Origin of the sequence: Actinocorallia libanotica, from assembly GCF_039525175.1 — a bacterium.
GTDB lineage: Bacteria > Actinomycetota > Actinomycetes > Streptosporangiales > Streptosporangiaceae > Actinocorallia > Actinocorallia libanotica.
This window is the reverse complement of sequence record NZ_BAAAHH010000010.1, coordinates 57,973-75,468: the sequence shown is the minus strand read 5'-3', so window position 1 is coordinate 75,468 and position 17,496 is coordinate 57,973. Positions and strand designations below refer to the sequence as shown.

The following is a 17,496-nucleotide window of genomic DNA, read 5'->3' as shown; positions in this document are numbered from 1 at the left end:
CCTGCGGCAGCGCTACACACTCACCATCTCCAAGAAAACCGAAAAATCTACTCAAACAACACCGAAACGCAACCGGAAAGGCCCGAGAGTCCGGGGCATCGGACGGTCGGCGCGCAGCCGCACCCCCGCTCTCTGCCGGAAGTCGTGCGCCCGCAGGAGCTCCGCCAGGAACATGCTCGTCGACAGCAGGACCAGCTGCCGGCCGGGGCACTCGCCCGGCCCGCCGCTGAACGGGAGGATCGACCAGTCCTCCCGCGCCGTGCCGTCCAGCCAGATGTCCGGCGCGAAGGAGTCGGCGAACGGCAGGTTCTCCCCGTCCCGCTGCGTGAAGGGGGTGAAGATGAGCATCCCCGTCCTCGCGGGCATCGTCCTGCCCGCCCAGACCGTGTCCTCGGTGCTCTCCCGCAGGATCGCCATCGTGGTCGGCCACAACCGCAGCGACTCCTGCACGCAGGCGCGCAGGAACGGCAGCTCCACCGACCCGCTCTCGGCCTCGCGGCGCGCCCGGCGCATCTGCTCGGGATGGGCGGCCAGCAGCGCCAGCGCGCGGAACGCGGCCATGCCCGCGGGCTCGTAGGCGAACAGCCACTGCGGCACCTGCTGCCGGGGCTCGGTGCGCTCCGTCCGGGGCGTCTGGGCCATCAGGCCCGCGAGGCTTCCCGGTTCGGCCCGCCGCAGGTGGGCGTCCAGCCGGCGCTGGAAGCGGGCGCGCAGGCGCTTGCGGCGAGGGTGGGCGAACGCCCAGTCGGCGTTCATGCGCAGCTTGGTCAGCATGTCGCTGACGCGGTGGTCGTCACGGGCGGCGTCGCCCAGCACGATCCGCCGGATGACCCGCCACCAGGCGACCCGGAACTCGTCCCAGCCCAGCTCGCCGGACTCCTCGACCTTCCGGAGCAGTACGGCCGCCTCCTCCTCGATCTTGCGGGAGAACCGGCCGGCCATGCAGTGCACGGGGTGGGGGGTGTCGAGCACCGCCTCGTTGAAGGCGCGCCGGTCGGCCCGGTCGGCGCCGCGCGAGATGAGCACGCCGTGCGGCTGGAAGTGCGCGAGGGAGGCGTGCTTCTCCCAGGTGTCCAGCGAGAAGGGCTCGGGCGAGTGCACCAGCGCCCGCTTCGCGTCCTCGGGCGACAGCAGCAGTGCGAACGACCGCACGGGAATCCGCAGGTGCAGCGGGCCCGGGCCGTAGCGGTGGCGCAGCCGCGTCAGCAGGCGCCCCGCCCTGAGGTCCGCCTGCAGCTCCTCGGAGAGCGCGACGATCCCGGGGCGGCGCGCGATGACACCGCGGGCGATCGCCGGTGCCATCACCAGCGCGCCGACGCGCAGGGTGTCGGTGATCGACGCCCTGGTCAACGGCAGGACACCGGACTCGTTCCGGCGGGTGTCCTCTTTCGTCCCCTCCTTCACGGGGGCGGCCATGGAAGCTCCTTTCGAAGAAGACGCGGTGTCACGGGGTGCGGCCGACGCCCGAGAAGAACTCCCGGACGCGCAGTGGACCGCTGGACGCCTTCGACAGGGCCGGCGTGTCCTCGTCCGCGCCCGTCCTGAGCCCGGCCAGGAACTCCGAGAACGCGTAGAGGGAGGTGTACTCGGGCTCCCAGCGCAGCTCGTCGCGGGCCCGGCTGACGTCCATGAGCGGCAGCCGCATCACCAGATCGAACAGATGCGGGGAGGCCGGGACCAGGTGCAGGCCCCAGGCCGCCGCCAGGAACGCCCGGACCGCCGCCGCGGGCATCTTCACCTTGCGGGCCCTGAACACCGCGGCCAGCTCATCGCCGTCGATGACCGGCGCGGCGGCGAGGTTGAAGGCGCCGCGGACGGGTCGCATGACGGCCTGGTGGAAGGCGCGCCCCGCGTCCGAGGAGTGCAGCATCTGCATCTTCAGCCCGGGGATGTCCGGGACGACCGGCACGATCCCGGGCCGCACGAGCCTGCCGGGGACCAGCGGGCCCGCGAAGATCCTGCGCTGCTCCGTCGCGGTGCGCCGTTCGAAGACGAACCCGGGGCGCATCCTCACCACGCGGCACTGCGGATACCTCGCCTCGAAGCCGTCCAGGAGCCTTTCGACGTACGCCTTCTCCCTGCTGTAGGCGGCGGTCGGCCAGCCGTGCGTGGGCCAGTCCTCCCCCACGAAGCGGTCCTTGGGGCCCGGCGAGTAGGCGCCGACGGACGAGGAGTAGACGAGTGTGGGCACCCCCGCCTCCGCGACGGCGTGGAACACCCGGGCGCTGCCCAGGACGTTCGTGCGCCAGGTCGTGTAGGGGTGGTGGGTCGGCTGGAAGATCCAGGCCAGGTGCACCACGGCGTCCGCGCCGCGCAGCAGCGGCACCAGGTCGCTCCTGGCGATGTCGGCGGTCATCCACTGGGTGCGGCCGATCTCCAGGCGCGGCCTGCGGCGGGCGATGCCGATGAGCCGGGTGACCTCCGGGTCGGCCGAGAGCGACCGCAGCGTGTTCGTGCCCAGGTTTCCCGTGCCGCCGATGACCACTACCCGCATCGTCCCCCGCCCTTCCGGCCCCCGCCGGGTCGCTCCGCGTGCCCCCGTGACCGGTGCGCAAATGCACCGTGTTCATCTTCTCCCTCCCCGGGAAGGCATGAAAGAAACGGGAGGAACAACCGAGATCGGGGGATTCGGCCCGTGAGTCATATGAGTTCGGTAACACGCGCGGGAAATGCGCGGCCCCTCCGCGGGGAGGGATCCCGCCGGTCTCTGTGGGCCGGATTCCTGTTCGGACTGGGCGCGGTGGCGTTCATCGACGAGGCGGTCCTCCACCGGCTGCCGCACCGGCGCCCTTTCCACGACGGATCGGCATCGGGCATCGGACTGGTCTCCGACGGGCTGTTCCACGCCTTCGGCTGGTTCGCCGCCGTCCTCGGGCTCGTGATGGTCGCCGACGCCGCGCGGCGGAGGTGCCTGGACAAGCGCTTCCTGGGGGCGGGGGCGCTGCTGGGCGCGGGAGGCTTCCAGTACTACAACGGCATCGCGTCCCCTGACCGGCCCTGGTACGCCATCGCGGTGCTCCTTCTCGCCGCGGGCTGCTGGCCGCTCCTCTCGGCGCGGCGACGGGGCGGGGCGGAGTGATGGGAGACGGCCACCGTCTTCCCCCGCCCGCCTCGCCGCTGCAGTGGGCCGCCGCGCTCGCCATGGTCGCCGTGGTGGTCGTCTACCTCGCCGCGGCGAACCGGCTGAGACGCCGGAGGGACGCCTGGCCGTGGCCGCGCGACCTGTCCTTCGCCGCCGGAGGCGTCGCCGTCGCGGCGGTGACCGTGGCCCCCCTTCCCGGGGGCGAGTTCACCGCGCACATGCTCCAGCACCTGGTCATCGGGATGGCCGGACCGCTGCTGCTCATCCTGGCCCGGCCCGTCACCCTGCTGCTGCGGACGCTGCCGCCGGGGCGGACGCGGCGGGTGCTGCTGGCGGTGGTGCAGTCGCGGATCGCGGCGGTGCTGGTGTTCCCTCCGGTCGCCGCGCTCATCGGCGTCGGCGGGCTGTGGCTGATGTACCGGACGCCGCTGCTGGCCTTCGCGCACGGCCGTCCCCTGCTGGAGGCGCTGCTGCATCTGCGGGTGTTCGCGGCGGGGATGCTGTTCACCACGGCCCTGTGCCGGCTCGACCCGATGCGCCACCGCTACTCCCTGGCGCTGCGCGCCGGGACGCTGGTGGTCGCGAGCGCCGCCCACTCCGTCCTCGCCAAGTCCCTGTGGGCCGCGCCGCCTCCCGGGCTCGCCTTCACCGCGGCCGACCTGCAGGCGGGGGCGCGGCTGATGTACTACGGCGGCGACCTGGTCGAGGTGGGGCTGGCGCTGGTCATCGTGCTGGGCTGGTACGCCGAGTCCGGACGCGCCCTCCAGCGGGAGCGGCGGCGCTCGGACGCCGTCGCGGGCGGCGTGTGATCTGCCGCGAATTGACACATTGCCGTGATTGGCGGGGAAACCTCCGGGCAAAGGGTCACAACGGGGCAAATCACACAAGGGGGAAAGATGAAGGCAGTGACCTGGCACGGCCGGCGCGACGTCCGGGTGGAGCAGGTGCCCGACCCGATCATCAAGGAGCCCAACGACGCGATCATCAAGGTCACCTCCACCGCCGTCTGCGGCTCGGACCTGCACCTGTACGAGGTGCTCGGACCCTTCCTGCAGGAGGGCGACGTCCTGGGGCACGAGCCCATGGGCATCGTCGAGGAGGTCGGGCCGGAGGTCTCCCACATCAGGCCCGGGGACAGGGTGGTGATCCCCTTCAACATCTCCTGCGGCCACTGCCACATGTGCGACAGGCGGTACTACGCCCAGTGCGAGACCACCCAGGTCCGCGAGTACGACAGCGGCGGCGCGCTCTTCGGCTACACCAAGCTGTACGGGGAGGTCGCGGGCGGCCAGGCGGAGTACCTGCGGGTGCCGCAGGCGCAGTTCGGGCCGATCAAGGTGCCGCACGGCACCCCGGACGAGCGGTTCCTCTTCCTGTCGGACGTGCTGCCGACCTCCTGGCAGGCCGTCGAGTACGCCGAGGTCCCCGATGGCGGCAGCGTCACCGTCCTGGGACTCGGCCCCATCGGCCAGATGTCCGCGCGCATCGCCCGCCACCGCGGCTACCGCGTCATCGGCGTCGACCTCGTCCCCGAACGGCTGGAGATGGCCCGCCGGCACGGCGTGGAGACCATCGACCTGCGGCACACCGACGTCGTCGCCGCCGTCCGCGACCTCACCGGCGGCCGCGGCACCGACTCGGTCATCGACGCCGTCGGCATGGAGGCGCACGGCTCGCCCTTCGCCAAGGCCGCGCAGTCCTTCACCGCGCTCCTGCCCGACAAGGTCTCCGCGCCGCTCATGACCCACGCCGGAGTGGACCGGCTGGCCGCCCTGCAGACGGCGATCGAGGTGGTGGCCCGCTGCGGCGTCATCTCGCTGTCCGGCGTCTACGGCGGCATGTCCGACCCCATGCCGATGCTGCGCCTCTTCGACAAGGGCGTCACCCTGCGCATGGGCCAGGCGCACGTCCGCCGCTGGCTGGAGCCGCTGATGCCCCTGGTCACCGACGAGTCCGACCCGCTGGGCGTCCTGGACCTGGCCACCCACCGCGTCCCGCTGGACCGCGCGCCCCAGGCCTACGAGGCCTTCCAGAAGAAGCGCGACGGCGCCATCAAGGTGGTCCTCGACCCGGCCCTGTGACGGTTCGGTGTTTGAGACGCCCGCATCCGTGCCGATACCGAGGGTGAACAGAAACCCCGATTCCGTCACGAGGCGGCGAGTCGCCCATGAACTCCACCACCGTCCCCGCGCGCCCGGCGCGCCTGCCCTGGCGCGCCGACTTCCTCACCGCCCTCCTCGGGATCGCGCTCCAGGCCGTCGCGGCCTTCTCCGTCGTCATCGCCTCGGGTCTCACCAGCGGCGCCGGGCGGGCGGGCGGCGGCACCGGCCGCGCCGGCCAGGTCCTCGACCTCGGCCTCGGCACGCTGGCCTGCCTCACCCTTCTGGTGGCGCTCCTCCTGCGCGCCAAGGCGCCCATCACCGCCGCCCTGCACCTCCTGCTGTCCGGGGCGCTCCTGCTGGCGATCCTCACCGCGCCGCCCGTCTCCAAGTCCAGGCCGCCCTCCCGCACCCCGGCCCCCACCTTCACCGGCACGCGCTGATCCGCGCGTTCCCCGGAGAAGGGGTTTGAAATGAAAACTGTTTTCACTAAGATGACCGGTCGTCGGCGTGAAGGGGGTCGGGGTGGCGACGGGCGCACGGGGGAAGGCGGAGACGCCTCCCGCGGAGTGGGGGAGGCGGCGGGCCGAGCCGGGCGCCGATGCCGTGTGGTGGTTCGTCTCGGCCGTCTCGCTGCTGGCGATCGGCCGGATCTGGGTGGCGCCCTGGGTGACCTGGACGGGGGTGCAGGCCTGGTCGACGATCTTCATTGCGATCTGCGTGCAGGCGCTGCCGTTCCTGGTCTTCGGGGTGGCGCTGTCGGCGGCGATCACCGCGTTCGTGCCGGCGGAGGTGTGGAGCAGGGCCCTGCCGCGGCGAGGGGCCGCGGCCGTGCCCGTCGCGGGGATGGCGGGCGCCGTCCTCCCCGGGTGCGAGTGCGCCTCGGTGCCGGTGGCCGGGAGCCTGATGGCCCGGGGCGTGGTGCCCGCGGCGGCGCTGACGTTCCTGCTGGCCGCCCCGGCGATCAACCCGATCGTCATGGTGGCCACGGCCGTGGCGTTCCCCGGGCGGCCGGAGATGGTGGCCGCCCGGTTCGGCGCCTCCCTGACCGTGGCGGTGCTCGCCGGCTGGGTGTGGTTGCGGTTCGGCAAGGGCGAATGGCTGCGGATCCCCGACCGCCCCGACCACTCCGGCGGGCGCTGGGAGGCGTTCCGGGTGGCGGTGCGGCATGACTTCCTGCACGCCGGCGGCTTCCTGGTGGTGGGCGGGGTAGCCGCGGCCACGATCAACGTCGTGGTCCCCGCCGCCTGGGTGAACGAGCTGGCCGGGGTGCCCTGGGCCGCGGTGCTGACCCTGGCGGTGCTCGCCGTGCTGATGTCGATCTGCTCGGAGGCCGACGCCTTCGTGGCGGCGAGCCTCACCGCGTTCTCCCCCACCGCGAAGCTGACGTTCCTGGTCGTGGGGCCGATGGTCGACCTCAAGCTCATCGCCCTGCAGACGGGCGTGTTCGGCAGGCGGTTCGCGGTCCGCTTCATCCCGCTGACCTTCGTCCTGGCGGTCGCGGTGAGCGCCGTGACGGGAGGGCTGTTCCTGTGAGCAGAGCCGTGCAGAACCTGCTGATGGTCCTCGTCGGCGGGGCGGTCCTGTGGATCACCCTGGTCACCGGGGAGGTCGTCAACTTCGTCAAGGAGGGGCTGCGCTGGCCGCTGGTCGCCTCGGCCGCCGTCCTGATCGGCCTCGGCCTGGCCGGGATGCGCCGCGACTGGCGGGAGCGGCCCGGCGAGCACCCCGGCGGCGGACACGGCCCCGGCGGGCACGGGCACGGCCCGGACGGTCCGCGCACGGCCTGGCTGCTGTGCCTGCCCGTGCTGGCCATCTTCGCCGTCGCCCCGCCCGAGCTGGGGGTGTTCACCGCCGACCGCACCGACGGGGCGAGCACGGTCGCGCCGCCGAAGATCCCGGTCGAGGACGACGACTACGCGCTGCCGCCGAGCCCCGACCCGTACCCGATCTCGGTCGGCGAGTTCATGGGGCGCTCCTTCGAGGCGCAGATCGGCGGCCAGGTCACCCTCGCCGGCCGCAGGCTCGTGCTGGAGGGCTTCGCCACCCCTGGCAAGCAGGGCGCCTGGTACCTCACCCGCCTCCAGATGAGCTGCTGTGCCGCCGACGCCATGGCGCTGAAGGTCAAGATCCTGGACGCGCCCGCACCGGCGAAGGGCTCCTGGGTCCGTGTCGTCGGGCTCTGGCGTCCGGCGGGCGAGCCGCGCGGCAGCGGCGTCTACGAGTTCACCGCGCAGAGCGTGAGCCCTATCGACAAGCCGGACAATCCATACGAATAACCGCTGGTCCTTCCTTGTCCAAAGAGATCAGGTGCATCCGTCCAGTCGGTACGGTAGGGAATGTCCGCTCGACAAGGAGACGCAGATGTTCCTCCAGATCATCCAGGCACCGGCCCGAGACGCCGACGTCCTGCGTGCGGCGAGCTACCGGTGGGCCGACCGGCTCGGCTCCACCTCCGTCGGGTGGCTGGGCTGCACCGGCGGGGTGACCGAGGAGGGCGTCTTCTTCACCGCCGAGCGGTTCGAGTCCGAGCAGAAGATGTGGGTGGAGTCCGGCCGCCCCGGCCGCCGCCGCTGGTTCTCCGACCTGCGCGCGGGCCTCACCGGCGAACCCGTCTTCACCAACTGCCGCGAGGTCGAGGTCCTGGCCCCCGACCCCGCCGCCATCGACAGGGCGGGCCTGGTCCAGATCGTCCAGGGCCGGGTGCGCAACGCCGGGCTCATGCGCACCCTGATGCGCAGCATGGAGAAGGAGCTCTTCCTGCACCGCCGGGACATGCTCGGCTCCACCCTGGCCTTCCACCCCGACGACGGCTACACCCACCTGCTGTACTTCACCTCCGAGGACGACGTCGCCGACGCCGAGCTGCGCGAGACCCCGCCCCGGATCAAGTCGATGATGGACGCCGTCTACGAGCTCAACACCGTCATGCCCGTCCACCACGTCCTGGCCTCCCCCTGGGTGCACTCCCGGCGCGAGACCGACCGCTAGTCACGGCCGGGCCAGCCAGGTACGGCACAGCCACCAGGCGTCCACCGCGCCGAAAGTGGTGGCCGGATCCACTCCGGTGACGGCCGCGAACCGCTGGACGCGGTTGCGCACGGTGTTGGGGTGGACGAACAGCTTCTCCGCGGCCGCGTTGACGTCCCGGTCGGCCTCCAGCCAGGCGGAGACGGCCGAGGCCACGGGAGCCGCGTTCACTCCGAGGACGTGCCACGCCTGCCGGTGGCGTTCGGCCAGCACCTCGGCGAGGTCGGGCCGGCCGGCCAGCGCCACCAGGGCGGGCACCTCCGCGATGTGCACCACGCCCGTCCGGCCCGACGACTCGGCGGCGGCCAGCGCGTCCAGCGCCAGCCTCCGGGCGACGGGCAGCTCCTCCGGTTCGACGGGCCCGGCCAGACCGGCCGTCGGGCCCGCCCTCCCGACCCGGGACGCGGGAGGCCGCGCGAGCACCGCGACGAGCAGGCCGTCGATCCTGGCGCACGACACCGGGGGCTGCTCGCGCAGCACCCGCTCCAGCGCCGCGGCGGCGCGCAGGTCGGCGGCGCGCGCGACCAGCGTCCACAGCCCTCCGGTGACCGGCAGCCCGGCCTCGGCGGCGGCCAGCGCGGCGGCCGAACCGCCCTCCAGGAGGCGGCGCAGGATCGCCTCGTCCCGCTCGTCGTCCCGCCTGCCGCGGTCGGCGGCCACGGCCCGGTGCGCGGTGATCAGCCGGAAGCGCACGGCCTCGGCCCAGTCGCCGTACAGCTCCCTGGCGTCCAGCAGCAGCTCGGGACCGACCCCGACGGCGGGGGCGATCTCCCGGGCCCGTGCCCAGATCGCGCGCTCGGCGATGTGGATGGCCCCCAGCACCGCCTCGACCGGCACGCCCTGCCGGGCCCGCGTGACGGCCAGGTCCTCCACGAACGACAGCTCCGCCTCGCTGGGCCCGCGCCGGTCGGCCAGGGCGCGGGTCGCGGCGAAGATCAGGGCGCGGGTGTGGCCCGCCATGTCGGCGGGCGGCAGCAGCGCCACCTCCCGCACCATCGCGCGCACTCCGGCCAGCACCGAGGGCAGCAGGGCCTCCTCGCCGACCACCCGTTCCACCAGCTCGACGAGGGATGCCCATTCCGTAGCGGAAGACATCCCGCCATCATGCCCCCTGTTGTGGCCCACCACAAAGCGACCGGACAAAGAGGTGATCTGAACCATATTCTCCGCCGAGATCAAGACCTAGGTTGGGGTGGAGCACAACCTCGGAGAAGAGAAAGCACCATGACCCCTCCCTGCCGTGTCGCCGTCGTCGGCGCCGGAGCGGCCGGCCTCACCGCCGTCAAAGCCCTGCTGGACGCGGGCGTCGAGGCCGTCGCCTACGAGAAGGGCGACCGTCCGGGCGGACTGTGGGCGCGCGGCAACAGCAGCGGCCTCTCCCCCGCCTACGCCTCCCTGCACCTGAACACCAGCAAGGGCCGCACCGAGTTCGCCGACTTCCCGATGCCGGACGCGTGGCCCGACTACCCCTCGGCCGACCACGTCGCCGGATACCTCGCCGACTACGCCGAGAAGTTCGGGCTCACCCCCCACCTGCGCTTCGGCGCCGCCGTCGCCTCCGTCGAACGGGGCGATGACGGCGCCTGGACGGTGGTGACCGAGGCCGGGGACGCCGAACGGTACGACGCCGTCATCGTCGCCAACGGCCACAATTGGGACCCCCGCCTGCCCGACCCCGCCTATCCCGGCGAGTTCACCGGCGAGCAGATGCACGCCCACGACTACCGCGCCGCCGAGGCCTTCCGGGACAGGCGGGTGCTCGTCGTCGGCATGGGCAACTCCGCCATGGACATCGCCGTGGACGCCTCGTACGTCGCGCGGGGGCCGGTCCTCCTGTCGGCCCGGCACGGCGTCCACATCGTGCCGAAGTACCTCTTCGGCCGCCCCTCCGACGCCACCGGCGGCGCCCTGGCCGTCCTGCCGTGGCGGCTCCGCCAGCGCCTCGCCGAGACCATGCTGCGGATCGCCGTCGGCACCCCGCAGAGCTACGGGCTGCCCGCGCCCCGGGGCGGCCTCTTCCAGAACCACCCCACGATCAGCGACACGATCCTGCACCGGCTCACCCACGGCGAGGTCGTCGCGCGGCCCGGCATCGAGCGCTTCGACGGGGACCGCGTCGTCTTCACCGACGGCACGTCCGAGAGCGTCGACCTGATCGTCTGGGCGACCGGCTACAAGGTGACCATCCCCTTCCTGTCCGCGCGCTGGCTGGGCCGGGACCCGGAGGAGATGCCGCTGTACAAGCGGGTCTTCCACCTGGACGATCCGAGCCTGATGTTCGTCGGGCTGATGCAGTCGACCGGCGCGGCCCTGCCGGTCGTGGAGGCCCAGTCGAAGCTCGCCGCCGCCTACCTGTCAGGCTCCTACGCGCTCCCCGACGCCCCGGAGCGCCTGCGCTCGGTGGCCCGCGCCCTGCGTTACGCCGTCGACCGGTGGGGCCGGGACCGACGGCCGCAGATGCGCATCGACTTCGACGCCTACGTCGCCGACGTGCCCGAGGAGATCAAGGCCGGACAGGACAGGCTCCTGCGCGGGAGGGCCCGTCCGTTCACCCCGAACCGCCGCAAGGAGACCTCCGCATGAACCTCCCGCTCACCCTCCTCGACGGCGGCCACCGCGACGCGCACGGCCTACGGGTGATCGTCACCGGTGCCTCCGGCACGTTCGGCCGGGCGATCTGCACCCGTCTGGCCGGGCTCGGCGCCCACGTCATCGGCCTGGACGTCGCCCCGCGCGAGGACGATCCCGTCGAGGTCATCGCCTGCGACCTCACCGACGACGAACAGGTCCCCGAGGCCGTGGCCGAAGCCGTCGGCAGACTCGGCGGGCTCGACCTGCTCGTCAACAACGCCGGCATCGGCGGACCCGCCCCCGCCGAACTGCCGCCCGGGGCCGAGGTGCGCCGCCAGCTCGAGATCAACCTGCTCGGCGTCTGGCGGGTGACGGCCGCGTGCGTGGACGCCCTCGTGAGGTCGCGCGGGCGGGTCGTCATGCTGTCCTCGCGGATGGCCGTCATGCAGCTGCCCCTCGCCGCCGCGTACGGGGCGTCCAAGAGGGCGCTCGTGGCGTACGCGGACGCGCTGCGCATGGAGATCGGCACGCACGTCGGCGTCACGTGCGTCTACCCGTCGATGGTGCGCAGCCCGATCCACGACTCGACCGCCGCGGCGGGCCTCTCCCTGGAGGGCATGAGCCGCTACGAACCGCTGGAGGGCGTCGTCGACGCGGTGGTACGGGCCGCCCTCAGCCGCCGGGTCCACCGCGACCTGCCGACCACGCCGCGCGGGGCCGTCGAGTTCTTCCTCGCCCGCCACCTGCCCTCGGTGACCGACCGGATCATCTCCCGGACGCTCGCCGAACGCGCCGGCTCCGGGGCGTTCAAGGGCGTCGAGCTGGCCGCCGGGGTCGTCAGACGCCTCGGGCCGGGGGCATGAGCGGCGCGGCGGAGGCGCCGCCCCGCACCGGCGACCTCGTCAGGTACTCCACCGGCTCCCTGGGCATGGGCGTGTGGGTCACCGTCCCCGGGCTGCTCCTGCTGTACTTCCTCACCCACACCCTCGGCGTCTCCCCCTTCCTCGCCGGCCTGACCCTGCTGCTGCCCAAGGTCGTCGACGCCGTCGTGCACCCGGCTTTCGGCACGCTGTCGGACCGGCACGCGCGGCGGTCGGGGAACCGGCGCGGCATGCTCCGCTGGGGGCTGCTGCTGGGCGTCGCGATGATCGCGATGTTCACCGTCCCGTCCGGGCTCTCCGGGCCGGCGGCCGCACTGTGGGTCGGCGCCTGGTACATCGCGGGGAACCTGCTCTTCGCCTGCTTCCAGGTGCCGTACCTGACCACCCCGTCGGACCTGAGGATCGGCTACCACGAGCGCACCCGCGTCTTCATGTTCCGGATGCTCTTCCTGACCGTGGGCCTGCTCGGCGCGGGCGTCGTCGCGCCGGCCATGGTCGCGGCGGGCGGGCGCGACGACTACGCCCGGATGGCGCTGGTCCTGGCCGCCGGCATGGCCGTCACCGGATTCGTCGCGCTGGGCGGCGTGCGGAGGCTCACCGACCGGTGCGGGTTCCGTACGCCCGACGCGCACGACCACTCGTTCCTGGACGACGTCAAGGTCGCCTGGCGGGATCGCGACTTCCGGATGCTGGTGCTGTCGTACCTGTTCACCAGCACCACCACGCACCTCTTCCTCGCGGCGGTGCCCTTCTACACCGAGTACGTCTTCGAGAACGACGGGCTGACCGCGGTGTTCATGGGGGCGTTCCTGGGGCCCGCGCTGATCGCGGGGCCCGTCTGGCAGCGGATCTCCCGCCGGATCGGCAAGCAGCGCGGCCTGCTCGTCTCCCAGGGGACCTTCGTCGCGGGTTCGCTGTCCCTGCTGGCGGGCGAGCGGCTCGGGGTCGCCGTGACCGTCGCCGTCATCGTCGCGCTCGGCTCGGCGTTCGCCGGGCTGCAGCTCTTCGCCTTCTCGATGCTCCCCGACGCGGTGGCCGCGGCCGAGGAGCAGGGCTCCTCCCGCGCGGGCGCCTACACCGGGGTGTGGACGGCCACCGACGCGACGGGCACCGCGATCGGCCCCTACGTGTACTCCGCGGTCCTGGCCGTCGGAGGCTTCCTCTCCACCACCGAAGGGCGGACCGTGGCGCAGCCGGACTCCGCGCTCCTGGCGCTGGTGGTCGGCTTCACCCTGGTCCCCGCCGCGCTGATGGCCGTCGCCGTCGTCTTCCAGCGCCGCTACTCCCTGGACGGGCCGGCCACCCGGTGATCGACGGACTCCTCACCGGCACGCACCTCCTCGCGCTCGCCGGGATCACGCTCGGCGCCGCGGTCCAGGCGGCCACCGGAATGGGCTTCTCCCTGGCGGCGGCCCCGGTCCTGATCCTTCATCTGGGCCCCCGCGACGGCGTCGCCGTCACCCTGGTGCTGGCGATGCTCGCCTCGGTGATCCCGCTCCTGCGCGATGTCCGCCACGCCCGCCCCTCCGCCGTGGCCCACCTCCTCGTGCCGACGCTGCTGTGCACCCCGCTCGTCGCCCTAGCGCTCCGCGGCGCCGACACCCGCTGGCTCGCCCTGGCGGCCGGAACCGGCATCGTCGTCGCCGTGGGCATCCTGGCCCGCGGCGCCCGCTGGCCCTGGCTGAACCGTCCGGCGGGGGCCGCCGCCACCGGCGCCGCCAGCGCCCTGCTCAACGTCGTCGGCGGAGTGGGCGGCCCGCCGATCGGCATCTACGCCGCCAACTCCGGCTGGTCACCCGAGACCAGCCGGGCCAACCTCCTTCTCTTCTTCCTCATCCAGAACCTCGTGACGGCCCTGGTCCTGAGCATCGTCCTGCCCGGCCTCCCGGAGCTGGCCGCCCTGGTCCTGGGCACCGCCTGCGGGATGCTCCTCTCCACCCGGATACCCTCCCGCGTCCTGCGAGCCGCCGTCCTCGGCGTCTCCTTCGCCGGAGGCCTCGGCCTCCTCGGCGGCGCCTTCTGAACCGTGCACGCCCCCTCTCCGCCGGGCGGCCGGCCTCCCGCACGCCGACGGACAGGTTTGCCTGTTCTTGGAATCCAGAACCACCTTTCCTCTCCTTCGAGCGGCTATGAAGGGAATCTGGAGAGGTCTTCGGAGGGAGAGCCATGACGACCGCCCCGCAGGTCCGGCCCCGGCTCGGAGCCTCCGCCTGCCTGCTGGGCGAGCCGGTCCGCTACAACGGCGGGCACAGCCGCTGCAGGTTCCTCACCGACGGATCCCTGGCCGACATGGTCGACTGGGTGACCGTGTGCCCGGAGATGGAGCTCGGGCTCGGCACGCCGCGCCGCCCCGTCCGCCTCCTGACCGACGGGCGGCTGGTCGACCGCGACGGGGAGGCCGACCACACGGCGGCCCTGGCCGAGACGGCCCGCCGCGTCCTGCCCTCGTTCGAGGACCTCGACGGCTTCGTCCTGAAGTCCCGCTCCCCCTCCTGCGGGCTGTTCGGCGTCCACCGCTACAGCGCGGGGCTGCCCGGAGAACGCACCGACGGGCAACCCGTCGACCGCCGCGGCCGGGGAGCCTTCGCCGAGGCCCTCGTCGCGGCCCACCCCCGTCTGCCGGTGGAGGAGGACGGGCGGTTGAACGATCCGCTGCTGCGCGAGCACTTCGTGGAGCGGGTCTTCGCGCACGCCAGGCTGCGGGAACTGCTGTCCCGGCCGTGGCGCCCCCGCGACCTGGTGGACTTCCACAGCCGCCACAAACTGCAGATCCTCGCGCACGACCCGCAGCGCTACCGCGAGCTCGGCCGCATCGTGGCCCGCGCCGGCACCGCCGAACGCGGCGCCCTCGCCGCGGACTACCGGCGGGTGTTCACCGAGGCGCTGGCCGTCCGGCCGACACGGGGCCGCCAGGTCAACGCGCTGCAGCACGTCCTCGGCCCGTTCGGGCACCGGCTGAGCCGGGAGCGCAGGAACGGGCTGGCCGACGCCATCGAGGACTTCCAGGCCGGACGCGCCCCGATGAGCGTGCCGGTCGCGCTGCTGCTGCACGACGCGCGCGCCGAGAACGTCACCTATCTCGCGGAGCAGACGCTCCTGGAGCCCTTCCCCGCCGCGCTGCCCCTGCGCCACCACCTGTGAGACACCCGCGGGATATGCGGTGGACGGCGGGGGCATAGGGCGATCATGGAGAATGACGCGATCGATCGTTTCGTCGCCGGGTTCGACGGGCCGGTCCTGCTGGTGACCACGGCGGCGGACGGGGAGCGGGCCGGCTGCCTGGTGGGGTTCGCCACCCAGTGCAGCATCGACCCGGTGCGGTTCCTGATCTGCCTCTCGCGGACCAACCGGACGTTCCGGGTGGCGGCGAAGGCCGAGCTGCTGGGCGTGCACGTGCTGGAGAGCGGCGACTCCGGGCAGCTCGCCCTGGCGCGTCTGTTCGGCGAGAACACCGGCGACGAGGTGGACAAGTTCGCGCGGTGCGCGTGGGAGGAGGTCTCCGGCGGGGTGCCGCTGCTGCTGGACGCCCCGCGCCGGATGGTGGGGCGCGTCCTGGAGCGCAGGGAGTTCGGCGACCACACCGGCTACCTGCTGGAACCCGTGCGCGTCCAGGTCGACGGACGCGACACGCCGCTGGGGCTGACGCAGGTGCTGCACCTGGAGGCCGGACACCCCGCCTGACGGGCGTTTCGCGCCCGGCCGGGCGTGCCCACCCGGCTGCTCGGCCAAGATGGAGGGCTGGACGTACCGGGTGTGTGGCTGGAGGGGGTTTTCCGTGGAGACGCCGGGGTTGAGTGTCGGCGCGGTGGCGCGGCGGCTGGGAGTGTCGGCGTCGACCCTGCGGACCTGGGACCGGCGGTACGGGATCGGGCCGAGCAGGCGCAGCGAGGGATCGCACCGGCGTTACGACGCCTCCGATGTGGCGCGGCTCGAGGTGATGCACCGGCTGATCCTGCAGGGGGCTCCTCCCGGCGAGGCGGCGCGGGTCGCGCTCGGCGGGGAGGCGGGGCGGGAGGAGGCGCGGGAGCCTCGCGCGCACGGGGCCGGGGGCAACCGGCTGGCGCTGAGCACCGCGCCGGCCCGGACGCGCGGGCTGGCGCGGGCCGTGATGGCGTTGAACGGGCCGGTGGTCACCGGGACGGTGCGCGAGGCCGTCGCGCGGGACGGCGTGGTGCGCGCCTGGGAGGAGCTGATCTCCCCGGTGCTGCGCAGCATCGGGGAGCGGTACGCCGCGACGGGCGAGGCCGTGGAGATCGAGCACTTCCTCTCGAACGCGGCGCTGGCCGTGCTCGCGGAGGTGACGGCGCCCCCGCCGCACACGCAGACGCGGCCGGTGCTCCTGGCCTGCGCGCCGGAGGAGCAGCACAGCCTGCCCGCGTACGCGCTGGGCGCCGCCCTGGCCGAACGGGGGATCGCCGGCAGGATGCTGGGGGCCCGCGTCCCGGAGAAGGCGCTGCGGGACGCGGTGGAGAGGATCGGCCCCGGCGCGGTCTTCGTGTGGTCGCAGATGCCCTACACCGGCGACACGGGCGTGCTGGCGCGCGTCCCCGGCGGGCGCCCCGCCCCGCGCGTGATCGCGGGAGGGCCCGGCTGGGCCCGCCCCCTGCCCGAGGGGGTCCGGTTCGCCGCGTCGCTGCCGGAGGCGGTGGAGGCCGTGGCCGAGGCCCTGGGAATGCCCGGCTGAGCACGTCCCCCGCGAGTCCAAGGCACCCGGTGACGGGTGCCTTTTTTCCTGCCCTCCGCCGGGAAGATCTGCCTGTTCTTTAATCCCCGGACTTGTCTTACCTCCCTTGAGCAACTATGAATAAGTTTTGAATAGGTTTTCGGAGGAGGAATCATGACCACCACCCAGCGCGAAGCGGAGCCGGCCTCCGCGATCCGCCCGCGCCTCGGGGCCTCCGCCTGCCTGCTGGGCGAGCCGGTCCGCCACAACGGCGGCCACAGCCGCTGCAGGTTCCTCACCGACGGGCCCCTGGCCGAGATGGTCGACTGGATCACCGTCTGCCCCGAGATCGAACTCGGGCTCGGCGCACCGCGCAGGCCCGTCCGCCTGCTGACCGACGGGCGGCTGGTCGACCGCGACGGGGAGGCCGACCACACGGCCGCCTTCGCCGAGACCGCCGAACGCCTCCTGCCCGGACTGGAAGGGCTCGACGGCTTCGTCCTGAAGTCCCGCTCCCCCTCCTGCGGGCTGTTCGGCATCCCCCACTACAGCGCGGGACCGCCCGGAGAACGCACCGACGAGCAGCCCCGCCGCGGCCGCGGGATCTTCGCCGAGGCGCTCACGGCCGCCTACCCCTCTCTGCCCGTGGAGGAGGACGGCCGACTGAACGACCCCCTGCTGCGCGAGCACTTCGTGGAGCGCGTGTTCGCGCACGCCAGACTGCGGGAACTGCTGTCCCGGCCGTGGCGCCCCCGCGACCTGGTGGACTTCCACAGCCGCCACAAACTGCAGATCCTCGCGCACGACCCGCAGCGCTACCGCGAACTCGGCCGCATCGTCGCGCGGGCCGGGATCGACGACCGCGAGGCCCTCACCGACCGGTACCGGCGGGTGTTCTCCGAGGCCATGACCGTGCGTCCGGCGAAGGGCCGCCAGGTCAACGCGCTGCAGCACGTCCTGGGCCCGCTCGGCCATCGGCTGAGCCCGGAGCGCAGGCGCGGTCTCGTCGCGTCGATCGAGGACTTCCAGGCCGGGCGCGCCCCCCTGAGCGTGCCGGTCGCGCTCCTGCGCCACGACGCGCGCGCCGAGAACGTGTCCTACCTGCTCGGCCAGACGTTCCTGGAGCCCTTCCCCGCCGCGCTTCCCCTGCGGCACCACCTCTGACGGAAG

18 protein-coding genes are annotated in these 17,496 nt (G+C 73.2%); 15 read left to right on the top strand and 3 right to left on the bottom strand.

What is annotated here, in order from left to right:
- Nucleotides 1-51: 51 nt before the first annotated feature.
- Together ABD140_RS14720 and ABD140_RS14715 are read right to left on the bottom strand one after the other, a co-directional pair.
- The gene (locus ABD140_RS14720) at nt 52-1,416 is read right to left on the bottom strand and encodes a cytochrome P450 (RefSeq protein ID WP_344240971.1); all 1,365 of its coding nucleotides are present in this window, start codon (nt 1,414-1,416) and stop codon (nt 52-54) included.
- A 28-nt stretch (nt 1,417-1,444) separates the two neighbouring features.
- Nucleotides 1,445-2,494 (bottom strand): NAD-dependent epimerase/dehydratase family protein, encoded by a 1,050-nt coding sequence (locus ABD140_RS14715; protein ID WP_344240969.1) that lies wholly within the window; start codon nt 2,492-2,494, stop codon nt 1,445-1,447.
- Nucleotides 2,495-2,644: 150 nt separating this feature from the next.
- Between ABD140_RS14715 and ABD140_RS14710 the strand changes: the two genes are divergently transcribed.
- The 7 genes from ABD140_RS14710 to ABD140_RS14680 all read left to right on the top strand — a co-directional run bounded on the left by ABD140_RS14710 (nt 2,645) and on the right by ABD140_RS14680 (nt 8,172).
- Complete coding sequence (locus ABD140_RS14710) at nt 2,645-3,079, top strand: DUF2243 domain-containing protein (protein WP_344240967.1); 435 nt, start codon at nt 2,645-2,647, stop codon at nt 3,077-3,079.
- Nucleotides 3,079-3,891, top strand: a complete 813-nt coding sequence (locus tag ABD140_RS14705; RefSeq protein ID WP_344240965.1) for a cytochrome c oxidase assembly protein — start codon at nt 3,079-3,081, stop codon at nt 3,889-3,891. The genes ABD140_RS14710 and ABD140_RS14705 overlap by 1 nt, the downstream gene beginning before the upstream one ends.
- 87 nt (nt 3,892-3,978) lie before the next feature.
- A complete protein-coding gene (locus tag ABD140_RS14700; protein ID WP_344240963.1) occupies nt 3,979-5,163 on the top strand; it encodes a zinc-dependent alcohol dehydrogenase in 1,185 nt (394 codons plus the stop codon).
- A gap of 86 nt (nt 5,164-5,249) precedes the next feature.
- Nucleotides 5,250-5,624 carry a hypothetical protein gene (locus ABD140_RS14695; RefSeq protein ID WP_344240961.1) on the top strand — a complete coding sequence of 125 codons (375 nt, stop codon included), beginning with the start codon at nt 5,250-5,252 and terminating at the stop codon, nt 5,622-5,624.
- An 82-nt stretch (nt 5,625-5,706) separates the two neighbouring features.
- Complete coding sequence (locus ABD140_RS14690; RefSeq protein ID WP_344240959.1) at nt 5,707-6,717, top strand: permease; 1,011 nt, start codon at nt 5,707-5,709, stop codon at nt 6,715-6,717.
- Nucleotides 6,714-7,460, top strand: a complete 747-nt coding sequence (locus ABD140_RS14685) for a TIGR03943 family putative permease subunit (protein ID WP_344240957.1) — start codon at nt 6,714-6,716, stop codon at nt 7,458-7,460. The genes ABD140_RS14690 and ABD140_RS14685 overlap by 4 nt, the downstream gene beginning before the upstream one ends.
- A gap of 85 nt (nt 7,461-7,545) precedes the next feature.
- A complete protein-coding gene (locus tag ABD140_RS14680) occupies nt 7,546-8,172 on the top strand; it encodes a hypothetical protein (protein ID WP_344240955.1) in 627 nt (208 codons plus the stop codon).
- On the opposite strand, the gene ABD140_RS14675 is transcribed toward ABD140_RS14680, so the two are convergent.
- Nucleotides 8,173-9,306: a helix-turn-helix domain-containing protein gene (locus ABD140_RS14675; protein WP_344240953.1), complete on the bottom strand. Its 1,134-nt coding sequence runs from the start codon at nt 9,304-9,306 to the stop codon at nt 8,173-8,175.
- A 129-nt stretch (nt 9,307-9,435) separates the two neighbouring features.
- On the opposite strand from ABD140_RS14675, the gene ABD140_RS14670 reads away from it, so the two are divergent.
- The 8 genes from ABD140_RS14670 (at nt 9,436) to ABD140_RS14635 (ending at nt 17,490) form a co-directional block, all read left to right on the top strand.
- Nucleotides 9,436-10,794, top strand: coding sequence for a flavin-containing monooxygenase (locus tag ABD140_RS14670; protein WP_344240951.1), 1,359 nt, complete (start codon nt 9,436-9,438; stop codon nt 10,792-10,794).
- A complete protein-coding gene (locus tag ABD140_RS14665) occupies nt 10,791-11,645 on the top strand; it encodes an SDR family NAD(P)-dependent oxidoreductase (RefSeq protein WP_344240949.1) in 855 nt (284 codons plus the stop codon). Before ABD140_RS14670 ends, ABD140_RS14665 begins: the two co-directional genes overlap by 4 nt.
- Complete coding sequence (locus ABD140_RS14660; RefSeq protein ID WP_344240947.1) at nt 11,642-12,973, top strand: MFS transporter; 1,332 nt, start codon at nt 11,642-11,644, stop codon at nt 12,971-12,973. Before ABD140_RS14665 ends, ABD140_RS14660 begins: the two co-directional genes overlap by 4 nt.
- Complete coding sequence (locus tag ABD140_RS14655) at nt 12,970-13,686, top strand: TSUP family transporter (protein ID WP_344240945.1); 717 nt, start codon at nt 12,970-12,972, stop codon at nt 13,684-13,686. The genes ABD140_RS14660 and ABD140_RS14655 overlap by 4 nt, the downstream gene beginning before the upstream one ends.
- 143 nt (nt 13,687-13,829) lie before the next feature.
- Nucleotides 13,830-14,804 (top strand): YbgA family protein, encoded by a 975-nt coding sequence (locus ABD140_RS14650; RefSeq protein ID WP_344240943.1) that lies wholly within the window; start codon nt 13,830-13,832, stop codon nt 14,802-14,804.
- A 45-nt stretch (nt 14,805-14,849) separates the two neighbouring features.
- Nucleotides 14,850-15,344, top strand: coding sequence for a flavin reductase family protein (locus ABD140_RS14645; RefSeq protein WP_344240941.1), 495 nt, complete (start codon nt 14,850-14,852; stop codon nt 15,342-15,344).
- 94 nt (nt 15,345-15,438) lie between these two features.
- The gene (locus tag ABD140_RS14640) at nt 15,439-16,347 is read left to right on the top strand and encodes a MerR family transcriptional regulator (RefSeq protein WP_344240939.1); all 909 of its coding nucleotides are present in this window, start codon (nt 15,439-15,441) and stop codon (nt 16,345-16,347) included.
- Nucleotides 16,348-16,500: 153 nt separating this feature from the next.
- A complete protein-coding gene (locus ABD140_RS14635) occupies nt 16,501-17,490 on the top strand; it encodes a YbgA family protein (RefSeq protein ID WP_344240937.1) in 990 nt (329 codons plus the stop codon).
- The last annotated feature ends 6 nt before the right edge of the window (nt 17,491-17,496 follow it).